19 protein-coding genes are annotated in these 18231 nt (G+C 63.8%); 3 read left to right on the plus strand and 16 right to left on the minus strand.

All coding sequences use genetic code 11. The features are described 5' to 3' along the window. Position 1: 1 nt before the first annotated feature. Positions 2 to 847, minus strand: coding sequence for a MoxR family ATPase (locus ACIPZC_RS12770; protein WP_349974671.1), 846 nt, complete (start codon positions 845 to 847; stop codon positions 2 to 4). A 168-nt stretch (positions 848 to 1015) separates the two neighbouring features. Next, complete coding sequence (locus tag ACIPZC_RS12775) at positions 1016 to 2089, minus strand: DUF748 domain-containing protein (protein WP_400627277.1); 1074 nt, start codon at positions 2087 to 2089, stop codon at positions 1016 to 1018. Between the two features lie 132 nt (positions 2090 to 2221). Here ACIPZC_RS12775 and cysK point away from each other — a divergent pair, with 132 nt between their 5' ends. After that, the gene (gene cysK / locus ACIPZC_RS12780; RefSeq protein ID WP_241806033.1) at positions 2222 to 3196 is read left to right on the plus strand and encodes a cysteine synthase A; all 975 of its coding nucleotides are present in this window, start codon (positions 2222 to 2224) and stop codon (positions 3194 to 3196) included. 277 nt (positions 3197 to 3473) lie between these two features. Continuing rightward, on the plus strand, positions 3474 to 4409 hold the full coding sequence (locus ACIPZC_RS12785; protein WP_241806034.1) for an aspartyl/asparaginyl beta-hydroxylase domain-containing protein: 936 nt from the start codon (positions 3474 to 3476) through the stop codon (positions 4407 to 4409). Between the two features lie 66 nt (positions 4410 to 4475). On the opposite strand, the gene ACIPZC_RS12790 is transcribed toward ACIPZC_RS12785, so the two are convergent. Beyond that, on the minus strand, positions 4476 to 4631 hold the full coding sequence (locus tag ACIPZC_RS12790; RefSeq protein ID WP_400627280.1) for a hypothetical protein: 156 nt from the start codon (positions 4629 to 4631) through the stop codon (positions 4476 to 4478). A gap of 185 nt (positions 4632 to 4816) precedes the next feature. On the opposite strand from ACIPZC_RS12790, the gene ACIPZC_RS12795 reads away from it, so the two are divergent. Continuing rightward, positions 4817 to 5698 carry a DMT family transporter gene (locus tag ACIPZC_RS12795; RefSeq protein WP_400627282.1) on the plus strand — a complete coding sequence of 294 codons (882 nt, stop codon included), beginning with the start codon at positions 4817 to 4819 and terminating at the stop codon, positions 5696 to 5698. Between the two features lie 4 nt (positions 5699 to 5702). Here the strand turns inward: ACIPZC_RS12795 and ACIPZC_RS12800 are convergent, their stop codons facing one another. The 13 genes from ACIPZC_RS12800 to ACIPZC_RS12860 all read right to left on the minus strand — a co-directional run bounded on the left by ACIPZC_RS12800 (position 5703) and on the right by ACIPZC_RS12860 (position 18230). Further along, the gene (locus ACIPZC_RS12800; protein ID WP_400627284.1) at positions 5703 to 6173 is read right to left on the minus strand and encodes a DUF4265 domain-containing protein; all 471 of its coding nucleotides are present in this window, start codon (positions 6171 to 6173) and stop codon (positions 5703 to 5705) included. A 200-nt stretch (positions 6174 to 6373) separates the two neighbouring features. Beyond that, positions 6374 to 7603, minus strand: a complete 1230-nt coding sequence (locus ACIPZC_RS12805) for a hypothetical protein (protein WP_400627286.1) — start codon at positions 7601 to 7603, stop codon at positions 6374 to 6376. A 387-nt stretch (positions 7604 to 7990) separates the two neighbouring features. Next, positions 7991 to 8950, minus strand: a complete 960-nt coding sequence (locus tag ACIPZC_RS12810; RefSeq protein ID WP_400627288.1) for a PDR/VanB family oxidoreductase — start codon at positions 8948 to 8950, stop codon at positions 7991 to 7993. 8 nt (positions 8951 to 8958) lie between these two features. Continuing rightward, positions 8959 to 9993 carry an aromatic ring-hydroxylating dioxygenase subunit alpha gene (locus tag ACIPZC_RS12815; protein WP_241806040.1) on the minus strand — a complete coding sequence of 345 codons (1035 nt, stop codon included), beginning with the start codon at positions 9991 to 9993 and terminating at the stop codon, positions 8959 to 8961. A gap of 19 nt (positions 9994 to 10012) precedes the next feature. Then, entirely contained in the window at positions 10013 to 10240 is a 228-nt protein-coding gene (locus ACIPZC_RS12820; RefSeq protein WP_241806041.1) for a recombinase-like helix-turn-helix domain-containing protein, read from the minus strand. A gap of 10 nt (positions 10241 to 10250) precedes the next feature. Further along, positions 10251 to 11219 carry a VOC family protein gene (locus ACIPZC_RS12825; RefSeq protein WP_400627290.1) on the minus strand — a complete coding sequence of 323 codons (969 nt, stop codon included), beginning with the start codon at positions 11217 to 11219 and terminating at the stop codon, positions 10251 to 10253. Continuing rightward, complete coding sequence (locus ACIPZC_RS12830) at positions 11216 to 12706, minus strand: aldehyde dehydrogenase (RefSeq protein ID WP_267817987.1); 1491 nt, start codon at positions 12704 to 12706, stop codon at positions 11216 to 11218. The genes ACIPZC_RS12825 and ACIPZC_RS12830 overlap by 4 nt, the downstream gene beginning before the upstream one ends. A gap of 10 nt (positions 12707 to 12716) precedes the next feature. Continuing rightward, the gene (locus ACIPZC_RS12835) at positions 12717 to 13520 is read right to left on the minus strand and encodes an aspartate dehydrogenase (RefSeq protein ID WP_400627292.1); all 804 of its coding nucleotides are present in this window, start codon (positions 13518 to 13520) and stop codon (positions 12717 to 12719) included. Between the two features lie 10 nt (positions 13521 to 13530). Then, the gene (locus ACIPZC_RS12840) at positions 13531 to 15213 is read right to left on the minus strand and encodes a thiamine pyrophosphate-binding protein (protein WP_241806045.1); all 1683 of its coding nucleotides are present in this window, start codon (positions 15211 to 15213) and stop codon (positions 13531 to 13533) included. Continuing rightward, positions 15206 to 16003 (minus strand): SDR family oxidoreductase, encoded by a 798-nt coding sequence (locus tag ACIPZC_RS12845; protein ID WP_400627294.1) that lies wholly within the window; start codon positions 16001 to 16003, stop codon positions 15206 to 15208. The genes ACIPZC_RS12840 and ACIPZC_RS12845 overlap by 8 nt, the downstream gene beginning before the upstream one ends. 1 nt (position 16004) lies before the next feature. Next, positions 16005 to 16823 (minus strand): IclR family transcriptional regulator, encoded by an 819-nt coding sequence (locus ACIPZC_RS12850; RefSeq protein ID WP_400627580.1) that lies wholly within the window; start codon positions 16821 to 16823, stop codon positions 16005 to 16007. A gap of 5 nt (positions 16824 to 16828) precedes the next feature. Continuing rightward, a complete protein-coding gene (locus tag ACIPZC_RS12855) occupies positions 16829 to 17686 on the minus strand; it encodes an alpha/beta fold hydrolase (protein WP_400627296.1) in 858 nt (285 codons plus the stop codon). 4 nt (positions 17687 to 17690) lie between these two features. After that, the gene (locus ACIPZC_RS12860) at positions 17691 to 18230 is read right to left on the minus strand and encodes a cupin domain-containing protein (RefSeq protein ID WP_241806048.1); all 540 of its coding nucleotides are present in this window, start codon (positions 18228 to 18230) and stop codon (positions 17691 to 17693) included. Between the last annotated feature and the right edge of the window lies 1 nt (position 18231).

The following is an 18231-nucleotide window of genomic DNA, read 5'->3' on the forward strand; positions in this document are numbered from 1 at the left end:
GTCAGCGGTTGCCGCGCCGGCTCATGAAGGCCAGGCGTTCGAGCAGTTGAACGTCCTGCTCATTTTTCACCAGGGCCCCGGCCAGCGGCGGGATGGCCTTGGTCGGGTCGCGCTCGCGCAATACCGCTTCGCCGATGTTGTCGGCCATCAACAGCTTGAGCCAGTCGACCAGCTCGCTGGTGGAGGGTTTTTTCTTCAGCCCCGGCACCTTGCGCACGTCGAAGAACACGTCAAGCGCTTCGCTGACCAGCGATTGCTTGATGTTGGGGTAGTGCACATCGACGATCCGCTGCAGGGTGTCGCGGTCCGGGAAGGCGATGTAGTGGAAGAAGCAGCGGCGCAAGAACGCGTCGGGCAGCTCTTTTTCGTTGTTGGAGGTGATGATGATGATCGGGCGTTGCTTGGCCTTGATGGTTTCGTCGATTTCATAGACGTAGAACTCCATCTTGTCGAGTTCCTGCAACAGGTCGTTGGGGAACTCGATATCGGCCTTGTCGATCTCGTCGATCAACAGGATGACCCGCTCTTCGGCCTCGAAGGCTTCCCAGAGCTTGCCCTTCTTCAGGTAGTTGCGCACATCGTGGACTTTTTCAGTGCCCAGCTGCGAGTCGCGCAGGCGGCTGACCGCGTCGTACTCATAGAGGCCCTGGTGGGCCTTGGTGGTGGATTTGATGTGCCAGGTGATCAGGCGCGCGCCGAACGAGGCGGCCAGCTGTTCGGCAAGCATGGTCTTGCCGGTGCCTGGCTCGCCCTTGACCAGCAATGGGCGTTCGAGGGTGATGGCCGCGTTGACCGCCAGTTTCAGGTCGTCTGTGGCGACGTAGTCGCGGGTGCCTTCGAACTTCATTGGGAATGTCCTCTGCGGGGTGCCTGTTGCGGCCCTATCGCCGGCTTGCCGGCGATAGGGCCAGTACAGGCAACACATGTTTATCGTTTGTCAGCGACTATACCCCGGCCCCAGGCGGCTGCAAACGCAGACCGGGTATTCAGTCCCTGAATGGCTCGTCACGCCTGTTCAGTCGGAATCAGGCGCAGGCTGCTCATAGCGTGCGTTGAACGCCTGGACGAAGCCGTTGCGCAAAATCTGCAAAAACGCCTCGAAGGCGCTGATGTTCTGCTGGTGCACGCTGCCGCTGAGCTCCACACGGGTGGCGAACTGGTTTTTCGGCTGGTTCTTCAACACCGTTTCGCTGGCCCCGACCAGTGCTTCCCACACCGAGCGGAAAAAGCCCTTGTCCTTGTCCTCTATGTCCTGCTGCCAGTTGAACACGTCCACGTCGCGCAGCAACGGCTTGATGTAGCCGTTGAGCCGGCCGTTTTCCGCCTGGGCCTCGATCACCACATCGCCGTGCCCGGCATTGAAATCGAACTTGCCATAGGCACTGGCGAAGTCGTTCAGCCTGCGCAGCTCCATGCCAGTTGCGCGCAGCCGGAATTCGAAATCATCGAAGTCGCTGAACGGGTCGAAGGTCGCGCGGCTCTCGACCTTGGCGTCGCCCAACAGCAGGGCCTTGGCTTCGAAACTGGCGTCGCGCCGGCCTTTTTCGTCACGTACGTTGGTCAGGTTGCGGATGTTGGCGTCGAGCCGGGTGGCCTTGAGATCGACCGGCGGCTTGGAGTTGAAGTTGTGAAACGTGAGCGTGCCGTCATCGATGCGCACATCGTTGAGGGTGATCGGCAGCAGCTTCTCCAGCTGTTGGCGCCAGTCGGTACCTTGGCCGGTCTGAGAGTCCTGCTTGTCGCCGCCGTCGACGAAGTTGAGCTCGGGGCGTAGGAAGGTGACTTCGGCCACCACGGCATGGTCGTACCACAGCGCGTGCCAGCTCACCGACAGGTCGATCAGTGGCGCATCGAGCAGTGGCACCGGGACTTTGCCGCTGGTCTTGACGATCTTCAAGCCGTCGATCTGGTAGGCACCGCGCCACCAGGCCAGCTCGACGTCCGTGACCTGGCCACGGTACTCACCCATGTCTGCCAGCTTGTCGTTGAGGTAGTCGCGCACCAGGTAAGGCAGCGCCAGGTGCAGTGCCACCAACAGCACGACCAGGCTGGCCAGGCCGACCAGTGGCCAGCGATAACGGGCTTTCATCGCAGCAATCTCCAAGGCGGGTTGTGAGGTTGACCGCACGCCGCCTGGGCGAGTTCGAACGGACTTTACGGGCCAGCGGGGCAGGCTTACCCTTTAAGTCTTTCCCTGCCACTTCATGCCAAGGACCCTGCCATGAGCCGTATCTACGCAGACAACGCCCATTCCATCGGCAATACGCCGCTGGTGCAGATCAACCGCATCGCCCCGCGCGGGGTGACCATCCTTGCCAAGATCGAAGGGCGCAACCCTGGGTACTCGGTCAAGTGCCGCATAGGCGCGAGCATGGTCTGGGACGCCGAGGGCAGCGGCAAGCTCAAGCCCGGCATGACCATCGTCGAGCCTACTTCAGGCAACACCGGCATTGGCCTGGCCTTCGTCGCCGCCGCCCGGGGTTACAAGCTGCTCCTGACCATGCCGGCCTCGATGAGCCTGGAGCGTCGCAAGGTGCTGAAGGCCTTAGGCGCCGAGCTGGTGTTGACCGAGCCTGCCAAGGGCATGAAAGGCGCGATCGAGAAGGCCAACGAGATCGTCGCTTCGGACCCGTCGCAATACTTCCTGCCAGGCCAGTTCGACAACCCGGCCAACCCGGCCATTCATGAAAAGACCACTGGCCCGGAAATCTGGAACGACACTGACGGTGCGGTCGACGTGCTGGTGGCCGGTGTGGGCACCGGTGGCACCATTACCGGCGTGTCGCGCTATATCAAGCACACCCAGGGCAAGGCGATCCTTTCGGTGGCGGTCGAACCTGTGGCCTCGCCGCTGATCAGCCAGACCTTGGCCGGTGAGGAGCTCAAGCCCAGCCCGCACAAGATCCAGGGCATCGGTGCCGGCTTTGTGCCGAAGAACCTTGACCTGTCGATCGTCGATCAGGTCGAGACCGTGACCGATGACGAGGCCAAGGCGATGGCCATCCGCCTGATGCAGGAGGAGGGGATCCTCTGCGGCATTTCCTGTGGCGCGGCGATGGCGGCGGCGGTGCGGCTTGCGGAAAAGCCGGAGATGCAGGGTAAGACCATCGTCGTGATCCTGCCCGACTCCGGTGAGCGCTACCTGTCGAGCATGCTGTTTGCCGACATGTTCAGCGAGCAGGAGAATCAGCAGTAAGCGGCAAGCGGCAAGCGGCAAGCTGCAAGCTGCAAGCTGCAAGCTAAAGCGGACTGTGGGGGCCTTTCGCTTGAGGCTTAAAGCTTAAAGCTTGAAGCTTGAAGCTTGAAGCTTGAAGCTTGAAGCTTGCGGCTTGCAGCTTTCGTTTATTGCAAAATCTTCATGAGTGAGTTCTCGCCCGGGTTGTTTTTACCTGGGCGTGATGGGTTTATGATGGCCGGATGATTTTTATTGGGGGTAGGCAGCGCTGGCCTGCGCCCTCTCCAAGGAGTGTTGCATGACCTTTTCCTTCGTCGCCAAGGCAGGTGTTCTGCTGGTTTTTTTCGGCAGCGTGCTGTTCGTTCACCTGCGCGGCAAGGCTCGGTTGCCGGTCCTGCGCCAGTTCGTCAACCATTCCGCGTTGTTCGCCCCCTACAACGCGTTGATGTACCTGTTCTCCGGGGTGCCGTCCAAGCCGTACCTGGACCGCCAGCGCTTCCCTGAACTGGACGTGCTCAAGGACAACTGGCAGCAGATCCGTGAGGAGGCCATGCGCCTGTTCGATGAGGGCTACATCCGCGCTGCTGAAAAAGACAACGACGCAGGCTTCGGCTCGTTCTTCAAGAAGGGCTGGAAGCGCTTCTACCTGAAGTGGTACGACAAACCGCTGCCGTCGGCCGAGGCGCTGTGCCCCAAGACCGTCGAACTGGTCAGCGCCATTCCCAACGTCAAAGGCGCGATGTTTGCCCTGTTGCCCGGTGGCAGCCACCTCAACCCGCACCGCGACCCCTTCGCCGGTTCGCTGCGTTATCACTTGGGCTTGTCCACGCCGAACTCCGACAATTGCCGCATCTACGTCGACGGCCAGGCCTACGCCTGGCGCGATGGCGAAGACGTGATGTTCGACGAAACCTACGTGCACTGGGTCAAGAACGAAACCGACGTCACCCGGGTGATCCTGTTCTGCGACATCGAACGCCCGCTCAGCAGCCCGCTGATGACCCGCATCAACCGCAAGGTCAGCGACTTCCTCGGCCGTGCCACTGCACCGCAGAACACCGATGACGAGCGCGTGGGCGGGATCAACCAGGCGTACGCCTGGAGCAAACGCTTCAGCAACCGGATCAGCACCCACGTGAAGCAGTTCAAGCGTGCCAACCCTAAGGCCTACCGCATTCTGCGGCCGGTGCTGGCGGTGGTCGTGGCCTACCTGCTGTATCGCTGGTTGTTCTGAAGGTTCGGTGCCTGTTGGGCTCAATCGCCGGCGGCGATGGGGCCCACCAGGCATCACAGCCGCCCGCTATTGTCCCGGCTCTGATTCACCGCTATAGTCCAGAGCATTCACCTCCCCGAAGATCTGCTCATGCCTGCCAATCTGTCCACCACAAGCTTTGCCCTCGCGCCAGTCGCGGGCATGGTCGTGCGTGGCAGCCAGCAGCCGGTCATGGTCAGTCATTACCCACCACCTGTCAGTGGCGTTGTAGGCGGCGTAGCTCCGCCTCCTTGTGTGGTCGTGCTGGGCTGATCGGCTTTTTGCCGAACCCCTTCACACACGCAACCTACTGAATACGGTCGGCTACTTCCCTCGCTGAAGCGCACGCCGTCCGTTTGGCTTATCTGCCTACTATCAGGTGGCAATACATGTCTGTCTTTACCAAAGCATCCGTGGCCTCGGCGGCCACTACCAGCCTGTTCGTCCTGCTGTGGAGCAGTGGCGCCATCGTCTCCAAGCTCGGCCTGGCCCAGGCCAGCCCGTTTGCCTTCCTGCTGCTGCGCTCAGCGCTGGCACTCACCGGGTTGCTGCTGATCGGCCCGTTGCTTGGGCTGCGCTGGCCGCGCACACGGGGCGCGATGCTGCGCGCCCTTGGCACCGGCTGCGTGCTGCTCGGTGCCTACCAGATCTTCTACCTGCTGGCGCTCAATACCCACGTGACCCCCGGCGTGATGGCCACGGTGATGGGGGTACAACCGATCCTCACTGTGGTGCTGATGGAGCGCCAGCGCTCCTGGCGTCGGCTGTTCGGTCTGGGCCTGGGGCTGGGCGGGCTGGTGATGGTGGTCTATCAGGGTATGAACCTGGGCGGTGTGTCGCTGGCCGGGATGCTGTTCGCCTTGCTGGCGCTAGGCAGCATGACCTTGGGTTCGATCCTGCAAAAACGCATCACGGAAAACCCCATGGGCACGCTGGGGCTGCAGTATCTGGCGGGGTTTGCCCTGTGTGCGGTGATCGCGCCGCTGCAGCCGCTGCACGTTACATGGAGCGGCAGTTTCATCGGTGCGCTGCTATGGATGGGGCTGGTGGTTTCGCTGCTGGCGACCCTGCTGCTGTACCGTCTGATCGCCAACGGCAATCTGGTCAACGTCACCAGCCTGTTCTACCTGGTGCCGGCGGTGACTGCGGTGATGGACTTGCTGATCTTCGGTAATCGCCTGGCACCGCTCAGCCTGCTGGGCATGGGGCTGATCGTGGTCGGTTTGCTGTTCGTGTTCGGCAAGCCTGCCAGTCGTCTGGCCCGAGCCTAGGCCGTCAGCGAAACTCTTCGGGGATGGGGTGGCGCAGCACGCCTTCCTCGAAGTCCAGGTTGCCGGCCTCGCGCTGTGTCAGCAGGTAGTAGAGCAGGGTGTCGAGTGAGCGCGAGGGCGGGACTTCGACGGCCAGCATCCTGACCGCTTTTTCGACTTCGCTGGTGCAGCCGAACTCTTCGAGTGCTGCACGCACCTGCTCAAGGTCGCCGGCTGCTTTCACAAGAATGCGAAATACCGAAGCGCCGCCACTGCGCAGCAAACCTTCGAACCAGCACTGCTCGCCCTCTTCGCTGATGCTGATGGTATCGCCGGGAGCGATGCCGTAGGCATAGAACGGGAGGCTGTCGACCTGGTAGCCAGCCGCGGTGCGTTTTGCCCACAGGCCTTCGACCGATGCGGGTGGATAGCCTTGGGCATCCTGCTCCAGGCGCCAGAGCACGATCTTGTAGGCTGGGGTTTGCTCGGGGGGCATGGGCGTTACGTGTCTTGAGGGCTGCTTATCGTAATGCCCTTTGGCGGCGTTGTCTGTACTGGCCCTATCGCCGGCAAGCCGGCGATAGGCTGCGCAGCAGCCCCCATAGCAGAGCTGTAATACCCCGAGCGTGCTCGATGGGACCAGCGAGCATCTGGGGCCGCTTTGCGGCCCATCGCCGGCGCAGGCAACCAAGGCGGTTAGAAGTAATAGCCGATATTGATATTGGTTCGGTAATACCAGTCATTGCTGCCCACCGAGCTGGTGCTGGTCCAGCCTGTGCCATTTTCCGCCCCACCAAACGGGTTGGCATTGCGCGCCCAGGTCAGGTCCACCCAGGCCATGATCGGCATGGCCAGGAACTGCGCGCCAACAGTGAACATCTGCGAATCATCCCAGCCGTGCTCATCCTTCATCATCCGGCTGTAGTCGGTATAGAGCTTGATTTTCTTAAGCTGCCCCAGCTTCGGGGTCAGTACGTCATAGCCGACGTTGACCGCTGCGAGGGTGGCCTTGGCGGCGATCAGGTAGGCAGGGGTCAGGCCGTTACCGCCCATCAGCACTGCGTCATTGCTGACGCCCGCCGGGTTCTTCGGAGCGTACTCATAACGGATCGCCTGGCCCGTGATCGTCCAAGGGCCTGTGTTGAGCAGCGCGTGGACCCCGCCTGCCCAGTAATCGCCATCGTCATGGGTGGTGGCGTTGTACAGCTCGGCAGCCGCCAGCGAGGCCCCCAGTTCGGTCTTCCAGCCATCACCGCTGAAGGTACGGGCGACACGGGCGTTGACCTGGTTGTGTTTCTCGTTGTCCTGGCGCGATTGGGTAAACGGCACGGCATTGTCGTCCAGGTCGGCATAACGCCCGACTTCTGGTGAGTAGCGCAGGCTTGAAGGCAGCATGCGCGGGAAGTAACCCAATTGCAGATCCCACTGCGCATCCTTGTAGCTGTATTTGAGGCCTGTGCCTGCGCTGACGCCGTAACCCATGAAGAACGGTATGTGATAACTCCAGCCAAACTGTGGGTACGGCTCCAGGCCGAACGGTTTGAACGGCGCCCCGACTTGCAGGTTGGCTTGGGCGCTGAAGCGGTAGCCAATGTAGCCACGGTCGATCGAACGCTTGCCGTCGTCCTGGAACCAGTAGCCGACATCGCTGAACAGCTGGCGATGACTGGCCTGCACGTCGAGGCGGAAAGTATCGAACAGCAAGCGGCCGTTGTTTTCGGTGGTGTCCCAGTGTTCGTCGCGGTAGTTGACGCGCAGGGCGCCACCGATATCCAGGCTGCTCTGGCCGTCCTCGCTGCGCCAGGCGATGTGCGGGAAAGGCTTTTTCGCCGTGGGTGGCTGGTCCGGGGCGGCGGGGCCGGGTTCGGACGCGAAGCTTGCGCAACTGCCGAGAATCAGACCGAGGCTTATCACATATCTTTTCATGCCATGCCCTGCAAGGTTGGGAAGTTTTCCGCAGGCAAAAGGGGAGCGTCGCCCGGTTCTGCGGGTATTTTGTTTTATGGGTGAGATGTTGTTTGACGAAGGGAATGGAGCAGGTTCTGTGCCAAGTTCTCTTGTTAAATAAAAGTGTATAAATAACAATTATTTATATTTGAAACGGCCTTGTTTGTACCGTATCTGGAACAGGCTGAAAGTTTGGTTACTGTTATGCCCAGGCACTGTGCGTCGGTGCACTATTTTGTCTTGGGTTGTATCAGTACCTGCCTTGTCGCTGGCAAATCGCCGATAAGGAATGAACCGTAATAAAATCAGGTCAAAAAAAACCGGCCCTTGAGGCCGGTCAAATTTACGCGTGAGCAAATGCTCGGTTCACAGGTCAAGCACCAACCGCCGGCTCTTGCACCCGGAAACACACACCATCATCGATTGGTTCGCCGCCCGTTCAGCTTTGGTCAGCACCCCGTCCCGATGGTCCACATCCCCCTCCAGCACCCGTGTCTCGCAAGAGCCACACACACCCTCACGGCAGCTGTACTCGATATCGCAACCGGCTTCGAGCAATACATCCAGCAGGTTCAACCCAGGTTCGACGCTGACCGTCCTGCCTGAGCGGCTCAGCTCGACGCTGTAGCTGGCCTGGGCATCGTCCGAGGCCGCCACCTCGGCTGCGGTAAAGCGCTCGATATGCGCATGGGGGTAACCCAGGCGTTCGCAGGTCTGCTCGAAGGCATCGAGCATCGGCGTCGGCCCACAGCAGTAGAAGTGCGTGTCTGCAGGCCGCCCGTCCAGGTAGCCGGCCAGGTCCGGCAGGCCGCCTTTTTCGTCGTTGAAGTGGTAGATCACTTTTGCCCCAAGCCCGCTGATTTCCTCCAGCAGTGCGGCTTCGGCACGCGAGCGTGCACAGTAGATCAGCTCGGCCGAGCGCCCCAGCGCCAGCAACTGGCGGAACATGCAGTAGATCGGCGTGATGCCGATGCCACCTGCCACCAGTACGCTGTGGCTGGCGCGCGTGTCCAAGGCAAACTTGTTGCGTGGCTGGGAGATCTGCAGTTGCGTGCCCACGCGCAGTTGCTCGTGCACATAGCGCGACCCCCCGCGGCTGGCCCGGTCACGCAGGATACCGACCACATAACGGCCCTGGTCGCTTGGCGCGTTCAGCAGCGAGTAGCTGCGTACCAGGCCATTGGGCAGGTGCAGGTCGATGTGCGAACCGGCATCGAACGGCGCGAACACAGTGTCGCCCCAGGGGCGCAGCTCGACGCTGATGATGCCTTCGGCTTCATGGCGCAGGGTGTGCACCCGTGCGCTGATGGTTGCGGAGTTGGACATCGGGCACCTCAGGCCAGTTGCTGGGTTTCGATCAGGGCCAACTGTTCCTTGGCCTTGCCCTTGAGGTAGCGGCGCAGGCGCACCACGCCAAGGTCGTGCTGGTAGAGGTTTTCCCGTTGGTTGGCGTCGAACTCCATGAACTCCAGCAGCACCCGGTCCTGCTCCAGCACCGCCCAGTGGCGCGCTTCCAGGCGGTTCTTGTAGAGGAAGCGCCAGGTGTCGCGCTGCCAGCCGGTCAGCGGCCGCGCGCGCCAGTGGAACACGGCCGACAACGCTCGGCTGCTCGGCGTGTAGCTGCCGATGATGGTGAAGTTGCCGCCTGGGCCACCGGTCTTGGGGTATGGGATTTCCAGGCGCAGCCAGTGGCAGCCATTGTCGAGGAATTCGGTCCAGTCGAAGTTGACCCCGCGCTGGCCTTCTTTCTCGAAGACAAAGCCTTGTTCGGTATCGCGGGTGACGAACCTGGCGGTGGCTTCGCCCTCGCTCATGGAATGGGACATCTTGTGCAAGTAGGTGCCGTGCATCGGGTCCATGACGTTGTCGAGCACGTAGCGGTAGTCGCCTTTCCATTCGGTGTAGCAAAGGAAGCTGCTCCACTGGGGCGAGGTCAGCTGCTCGGGCAATACCAGCTCTGGTGGTGTGTCCAGGTGCGGGTCGGCGGCGTTGAACAGAAAGATTGCCCCTGCAGCCTCGCGGGTGTGGAACATCCGTGTAGGGCGGCTGCCTTCGAGTTTGCAGCCTGGGCTACCGGGCACTTTGGTGACAGTGCCGTCGCAGCGCACCTCGATGCCGTGGTACGGGCACTGCAGGCGATCACCCAGCACCGGCCCTTGGGACAGCGGCGCGCCACGGTGCGGGCAGTGGTCCTCAAGCGCGTGCACCTGGCCATCGTTGTCGCGCCACAGGGCGATCTTGTAGCCCAGGCGACGGATGGAAAGGGGTTTTTCGTTCAACAGTTCCGATGGCAGCACCGGGAACCAGAGGTCTTTCAGGCCATTGGCCAGGTGTTGTTCAACAGGGTCGACGGTTATATGCATGTTCATCTTGTTCTTCTCCGCAGGCTCATTCGCCCAGCCGTGCCATCAGGGTTACAAAGGCGTCTTCAGTCCACTCTCCGCTGGTCAGCGGGCAAGGCGGGCCGGCCAGGTTGAGGTGGGCGAGCAATTGCGCCAGCTCGCTCACGCCATTGCCGTAGGCGCGCTCGATGGAGTCGCCGAGCAGGTCCTCGAACGGTGTGTTGGGGCGTTTGCGTGCCTGATGCGGCTGCAGGTAAACCTCGGGTGTGCTCATGGGATCGACCTCAGTTGTGCTTGGGCTTGTCGGTGAGGAATTTGCCTTGCGGTGCTTCTGCGTGCTGCTGGCGCCGGGTGTTGCCGTCGATGCCGCCGGCAATCGCCCATTCGGCGAACACCGTCGGGCCGGGTTCGAACTCGCGTGGCTGCCAGTCGCCGGTCAGCTGGTCTTCGTCGGCGTAGTACTCGACCAGCGCCCCGGCCGGGTTCTTGAAGTACCAGAAGAACGCCGATGAAACCGGGTGGCGGCCCGGGCCGATTTCGGTGGCCCAACCGCAGCGGGAGATATGCATGCCGCCGCCGAACACTTCGTGCAGGTCACGTACGGTGAACGCCACGTGGTTGAGGCCGGCGCGCGGGGCTGGCAGCTGGAGCATGAACAGGTCGTGGTGGCCGCCTTCCTCGGCGGTGCGCAGGAAGGCGCCGCGGTTGGGGTAACGGTCCGATGCCTGGAAGCCGAAACGTTCGTGGTAGAAAGCCTCGCAGGCGTTCACGTCCTTGACGAAGAACACCACGTGGCCCACTTCGATGGGCGTGGCGCGGTCGTAGATCGGCGCCGGTTTGTTGATCCGGCCCTTGGTCTGCCAGGTGTTGTGGCCGCTGCACTCGATGTCCAGCGTGCGTTTGCGGGTGACCTGCAAGCGGATCGCCAGGCCGTTGGGGTCGGTGCAGCCGATGCGGCCATTGCCTTCGACAAAGCCCGGGTCGTTGGCGATGCGCTGGCTGTACAGGGCAAGGTCCGCCTGGCTTGCCACTCCCCACACCACTTCACGCACGGTCGAACCGGGCTCGATGGCTGGCGGCAGGTCGGGTTTGTCGAGGGCGGCCAGCACCACGCGGCAGCCATTGAGGGTTTCGAAGATCACCTCGTCAGGCTGATCGCTGACCTTGCTCAAGCCCCAGTCGGTGAAGAAGCGGACGCAGGTGGCGAGGTCCTCCACGCCATAGGTGACTTCGTCGATGCCCAGTACGCTCATTGCCCTGCCTCCACGCCGGCCCAGGCCAGCGGCTGTTGGTTCATGCCCCAGTAGAGGCTTTTCTGTTCCATGTACTGCAGGATGCCCAGACGGCCTTTTTCTCGGCCAAGGCCACTGTCCCGCCAGCCGCCGAACGGCGTCGAGATGGAGAACTGCTTGTAGGTGTTGATCCACACCGTGCCGGCCTGAAGCTTGCGGCCAAGCGCCCAGGCACGCTTGTAGTCACGGCTCCAGATACCGGCGGCAAGGGCGTACAGGCTGTCGTTGGCCTGGGCCAGCAGGTCTTCTTCGCTGTCGAACGGGAGGGCCACCAGTACCGGGCCAAAGATCTCCTCCTGACATACCTGCTGGTGGTTGCCCAACCCTTCGAGGATGGTCGGCGGGTAGAAGTAACCCTGGTCGTACAGGCCGCCGCTCGGGCGCTCACCGCCCAGGCGCAGGCGGCCACCTTCGGCCAGGCCCAGGGCCACGTAGCGCTCCACCGACGCGCGGTGGCCGGCACTGATCAGCGGGCCCATCTGCGTGCGCTCGTCAGCCGGGTCACCCAGGCGCAGTTGCGCGGCGGCAGTGGTCAGCCGGGCCATGAACGGCTCGTACAGGGCACGGGCGACAAACAGCCGGGAGCCTGCAATGCATGCCTCGCCCGAGGAGCTGAAGATGCCGTACAGCACACCGGCAACGGCATGGTCGAGGTCGGCGTCGTCAAGGACGATGGTCGGCGACTTGCCGCCCAGCTCCAGCGACACCGGCATCATCTTGTCGGCGGCGATATGGGCGATGTGTTTGCCGGTGCGGGTACCGCCGGTGAAGGACACACGTTTGACCAGCGGGTGGCGGGTCAATGCGTCACCCAGTAAGGAACCCTTGCCTGGCAGCACGCTGACCAGGCCTTTGGGCAGCCCGGCGTCTTCACAGATGCGGGCCAGCTGCAGGGCCAGCAGCGGGGTGATTTCCGCCGGCTTGATCACCACTGCATTGCCACCGGCCAGGGCCGGGGCGACCTTTTGCGCCTCGCTGGCGATAGGTGAGTTCCATGGCGTGATCGCCGCGACCACACCCATCGGCTCGTACACGCTCATGCTGACGAAATCGCCGCGCGATGGGGTGATGGTTTCCTCCAGGGTTTCGCAGGCCGCGGCGAAGAACTGGAAAGTCCCTGCCGCGCTGGCGACCAAGGCGCGGGTTTCGTTGATCGGCTTGCCGTTGTCCTGGCGTTGCAGTTGCGCCAGCTCTTCAGCGCGCTCGCGGATCAGGCCGGCGATGCGGTACAGCACCGCGGCACGTTCGTGCGGCTTACGCTGGGCCCAGCCGCTGTGCAGGAAGGCCTGGTGGGCCCCTTGTACGGCGGCTTCGACATCCTCGAGGCTGGCGGCATTGAGCCAGGCGACGGGCTCACCGGTCGCCGGGTAGCACGAGGCGTAACGCTCGCCGCCGCCCAGGCGCCAGGTGCCGGCGATGCAGATCGGTAAGGTCTGTTCCAGAGTCATTGGCAGTTCCCTAGATGGAAATGGCATGGGCGTGGTTGCCGAGGGCGCGTACCACGCTGTAGACGGTCAGTGCCGAGGTCTTCGGGTTGGCCGGCAGCGGTTTGCCGCGCAGGCTCATTTCGAAGCGGCCGAAGGCGCCGTGGGCTTCGACCTTGTGCACGTTTTCTTCGCTGAGCGGGTCGGCGATCAGGGTCACACGGGTGCGGTCGAGGCCCAGCCCGGCCAGTGACAGGGTGGCCGCGACGTTGGCGTTTTTCGGGTACAGCCGCGCCGCCTCACGGGCGCTGCCGTCGAAGATCACGGTCGCTTCTGTGAGGGCGTCCAGCGCGCAGACCTGCTCGGCGGGTGTGTTTTGCCAGGCCTGTGCCGGTTTGCGGCCGGTGTAGCTGACCGCGTCCAGGCCGCCGACCTTGGCGGCCGACAGTGCGTCGATGCCACCAATGGCGCCGGGCAGCAGCTCGATTCGTGTGTTGCCGTGTGCCGCTGCCGCTTCCAGGCGCTCGACCAGGCCAGGCTCGGACAGCGCACCAACCGAGACGATCAGGCAGGCGATGCCGCGCTCCAGCGCTGGCAGCACGTGCTCTTCGATCGCCTTGTGGCCGGCGCATTCGACCAGCAAGTCAGGGCGCGCGTCGGCCGGCAGGGCGGTGAGGACCTGCGGTGGCCGGCGCAAGCTCGCCAGTCGCTGGCGTACCAGCGCTTCAGAGCCGGCCGAGGCAATCACCGCATCGACGCACAGCAGCGGGTCTTTCTCCAGCAGTTCAAGCACACCGACGCCAATGGCACCGCAGCCGATCATGGTGATATGCAACATGGCGGGGTCCTCAGGCCGTGGCCTTCTGCGCCTTGGTTTCGCTGTTGGGCGGGCCGGCGAACTGGGTAGCGAAGCCACCCACGCTGAGCATGTCCACTTCCAGCAGGAACGGGCCTTGCGCGCCCAGCGCGCCTTCGAGCACCTCACCGAACTGCTTCAGGTCGCTGACCAGCCCATGGCGCAGGCCCAGCGATTCCGAGAGCTTGCTGTAGTTCGGCGTGTGCAGTTCGACGTAGGCGTGGCGGGCACCGTAGATGGCGTCCTGGATGTTGCGGATCACGCCATAGCGCTGGTCGTTCATGAGCAGGATGACCACGTTGGCGTTCTCCTGCACCAGGGTCGCCAGCTCACCCAGGTTGAGAATGAAGCCACCATCGCCTGCCAGGGCGAACACCTTGCGCTCCGGCGCCGTCTGCGCCGCCGCCACGGCAGCGCCGATGCCCATCGCCAGGCCTTGGCCGATGCCACCGCCGAGCGCGTGCACACCGGACAGGGGGTGATAGAGGTTGAGCAGGCGGTTGCCCCAGATGCTGTTGGACAGGGTCACGTCGCGCACCCAGGTGAAGTTGCGCCCAGTCTGCGCCTGCAACTGCTCCACCAGCGATGCGTACGGGCCCAGGTCGGCGACCAGCTGTTTGCGTGCCTGCTCGCGCACGGCCTTGAGTTCGGGCAGGAAGCTTGGGTCTATGTTCAGGCGGCCCTGCAGGCGGTCGGCCAGGCCCTGCAGGGCCAGCGCGGCGTCGCCACAGATGAACAGATCGCTGGGGTAGCTGCGGCCTTCGATGGCCGGGTTGACGTCGATGCGCAGGGTCGTGCGCGGCAGCTTCAGGGCGTACTTGAAGGTCTCATTGCTGCGCAGGCGCGAGCCCGCTACTACCAGGGCATCGCAGGTCTGCATGAAGCCTTCGACCAGCTTGTTCTGCGAGAAGGCTCCCAGGCAGCGCTCATCGTCTTCGTTGACCACGCCACGGCCTTGAGTCGAGGTGATCACGCCGACGCCCATGTCCAGCAGGCGCTTGACCTGTGCGCCGGCATGCCGGGCACCGCCGCCCAGCCACAGCAGTGGGCGGGTGGCGCTGGCCAGGCGTTCGGCAACCAAGTCGAGGGCTTCGGCGGCAGGTGCGGCGACCGGGATAGGCAGTGGCGACAGGTCGGTCGGCATGGGGATGAAAGCTGACTGGATATCGATCGGGATCTCTACACTGACCGGGCCGGTTGGGGCGGTCAGTGCGGTCTGCACGGCCAGCTTCAAGGTGCTCAGCGCGGTTTCGACGCTGCGCACGCGAAACGCTGCCTTGGACACGGCCTTGAGCATGGTCAGCTGGTCGCGGGCCTCGTGAATGTAGGCCAGCTCCTGGTCCAGGTAGGGGGTTTCGATCTGCCCGGTGATGTGCAGCAGTGGGGTACCGGCGGTCAGCGCTTCGACCATGGCCCCGGCGGCGTTGCCGGCAGCCGTACCGGTGGAGGTCAGGCACACGCCCAGGCCGCCGATGCTGCGGGCATAGGCATCGGCCATGTTGGTCGCCCCGGCTTCGCCGCGGGCCATGACGAAGCGGATATTGCCGCGCACAGCGAAGGCATCGAGGATCGGCATGTTGTGGATCGAGATCACGCCGAACGCCGCCCTGACGTCGCATTGCTCCAGGAACGCGGTGATGACGGCACCGACGGTGACAGTATTTTCGTTACGCATGACGGGACAGGCCTCCGGATACATCGATATGACTGCCAGTGGTGTAGGCCGACAGAGGCGAAGCCAGGAACAGGATCGCCTGCGCCGCTTCCTTCGGCAGGCCAAGGCGGCCCAAGGGAATGTGTTTGCGTTGCGCCAGCTGTGCGGTCCATTGCGACCAGTCCAGGTCGCGCTCCTCGCGGGCTTCGAAGCGGCGGCGCCATTGCCCGGACTCGACCAGGCCGATAAGGATGCCGTTGACCCGGATGCCGTGTTCGGCGAATTCGAACGCCATCGAGCGGACCAGGTTCTTCAGCCCGGCACGGGCGGCCGAGGTGGCGACCATATGCGGTTCGGGCTGGCTGGCCAGCAGCGAGTTGACGCACACGATCGAGGCGTTGGGCTGGCCCTGCAGTTGCGCCATGAACGCGCGTACCGGGTGGATGACCGAAAAGAATTTGAGTTGCAGCTCGTCGTTCCAGGCCTGGTCGGTGGTGTCGGCAAACGTCGACACACGGCCTTGGCCGGCATTGTTGACCAGCGCCTGGGCCGGGCCCAGCGCGGCTTGGCTGGCGGCGGCGAAGGCCCGTACCGACTCGGCATCGAGCACGTCGCACACCTGGGCCAGCAGGCCTGCCTCGGGGAAGCGTTGGCGCAGCCGGGTTTCGGCACTGCGCAGGCGGTCTTCATTGCGCCCGCAGAAGGCGACGCGGGCGCCGGCTTCGAGCAGCAGCTCGACACAGGCGTAACCGATGCCGGACGAGCCGCCGGTGACGATCACCGTGCTGTCTTGAAGTGGGTAGGGGTTCATCTCAGTCCCTCATCAGCGCGGTGACGCGGTGGTGACCGGTGTTGGGCGTGTAGTTGAGCAACCGCGACAACTCATCGGCGCTGCCCCGTACCTGGCCCAGCAGGTTGTCGAAATTGACGTGGCCGATCTGCACGGTCGGGATGGTCAGGCCGAGCGCGGCGACTACCTGGCCACTGTCATCACGCACGGGTGCAGCCACCGTGGAGATGGTCGACTCGAAGAAGCCTTCGCCACTGACATAGCCGCGCAGGCGATCGGCCTGGACCAGGTCGAACAGCTCCAGCACGGTTTTGGGCGTGCACGGCGAGAACTGCTCCAGGTGTTCTTCGGGATACAGCTCCCGCAACTCGCTCAGGCTCAGGTCGGCCAGCAGGATGCGCCCAAGCACCGTGGCATGGGCAGGCAGGCGTGTGCCGACGGTGACTACGCTGGAGAACACCGAGGGCGGTGAAACCTTGGCCACGTAGACGATCGAGCGGCCGTCGCGCACCACCAGGTTGCTTGGATAGTTCAGGCGATCGCACAGCCGTGCCAGCAGTGGCTGGCCCAGTTCGGTCAGCTCCAGCGAGGCCAGGTATTCGAAGCCCAGGCGCAGCACCGACATGCCCAGGCGGTATTCGTTGCCGCTGCGGGTGACGAAGCCCATGGTTTCCAGGGTGGTCAGCAGGCGGAAGATGGTCGAGCGCGGCAGCGACAGGCGCCGGGCCAGCTCGGGGGCGGTCAGGGTACGGTTCTGCCGGCTGAATTCGCACAGCAGCAGCAGGCCGCGTTCCAGGCCCGGGACAATGTACTTGTCCTGGTTTTCCTTCGACGGATCCATTTCGTTCATAGCGCGCTACCTGTGAGAGAGGCGTCGAGGGCGCGGGCCAGCAGGCCCGTCACCGTGTCAGGTTGTTCGATGGCGCAGGCATGGCCAGCGCCGGGTATCAGTTGGAAAGGGGCGCCCAGAGCGTCGGCCAAGGCCTGGCAGTCGTCGGCGCGGGTGATGCTGTCGGCGCTGCCGCAGTGCACTTCGCAGGGCACTGCCAGCGGCGCGTGGCGCAACAGGTGGTCGCCGCACAGCAGCTCGATGGCCTGGCGGTAGCCGTGCGGCTGTAGCCGCGCCATGTTCCACTGCACCCAGGCCAGCGCCTGGGCACCTGCGTCTGGCGAGAGCAAATGTGCACTGCGCTCGCGGGCCATTTGCCCGATGCCCAGGTGCGCCAGGCTGTGCAGGCGTTTGCTGCGCACGGCCAGCCCTTGCGCCGGTTGCGCGCCGTAACCGCGTGCCGGGCTGAGCAGTACCAGGCGCTTGACCCGCTGCGGGTGGGCCTGGGCGAACGCGGCGGCAGTCAGCGCCCCCAGGGAATGGCCGACCAGCACACAGCGCTCGATGCCCAAGGCATCGAGTGTCTGCAGCAAGCGCCCGGCATAGTCGCCGGCGCCCGGCGCAGCCTTGGGCAGTGGCGTGGACTGGCCATAGCCTGGGGCATCCCAGGCGATCACCCGTGCCCGCTCGCTCAGGTTCAAGGCCACTTGCAACCAGCTGGCCGCGCCCGAGCCGATGCCATGCAGCAGCACGATGGCAGCGCCGCTGCCCGCTTCACGTACCGCCTGCAGGCCCTGGTCAAGGCGTAGCAGGCGTTCGGCGAAGCGCTGTTCGAGCAGGCTGAGCAAGGGGGCGATGAGGGTGGTCGGCATCATCGGCTTACCCGCGCTTGATCGAGGCCAGCGGGTGCGCTGGTGGATAGGTCGGGGTCAATGGCTTCTTGGCACCGAGCATCACGCACATCAGTGCGTCCTCGTCACCCACATTGATCTCTTCGCGGTACACCCCTGGCGGCACCGAGATCAGGTCGCGGTCGGTGAGGATGGTTTCGAAGCGCTCGCCGTCTTTTTCGATGATCACCTTGAGCTTGCCGCGCAGCACGAAGAACACTTCCTCGACGTCGGTGTGCAGGTGGGGCGGGCCTTCGTGGCCGGCTGGGATGACCATGGTGGAGAAGGTGAAGTGCTCGGAGGCAATGGTGTTCATGTCACTGCCAACGCCCGTGCCGCCGGTGCCCACGTAGCGCATCTGCGCGCGGCGGTACTTGGGGTCGTAGTCGGCCTGGAACTTCAGCGCATCCCAGTCGTAGCGGCGCGTCTCATAGCGCGCGATGCGCGTCTGCATCCAGCTGGCCAGGTCGGCGTCGGCGGGGCGGTCCCAGGTCTTGGGGGCGTCGTGTTGCACAGAGAGGTCGGTCATG

The sequence above is a fragment of the Pseudomonas sp. NPDC089743 genome, assembly GCF_044748785.1.
GTDB classification, from domain to species: Bacteria; Pseudomonadota; Gammaproteobacteria; order Pseudomonadales; family Pseudomonadaceae; genus Aquipseudomonas; species Aquipseudomonas putida_X.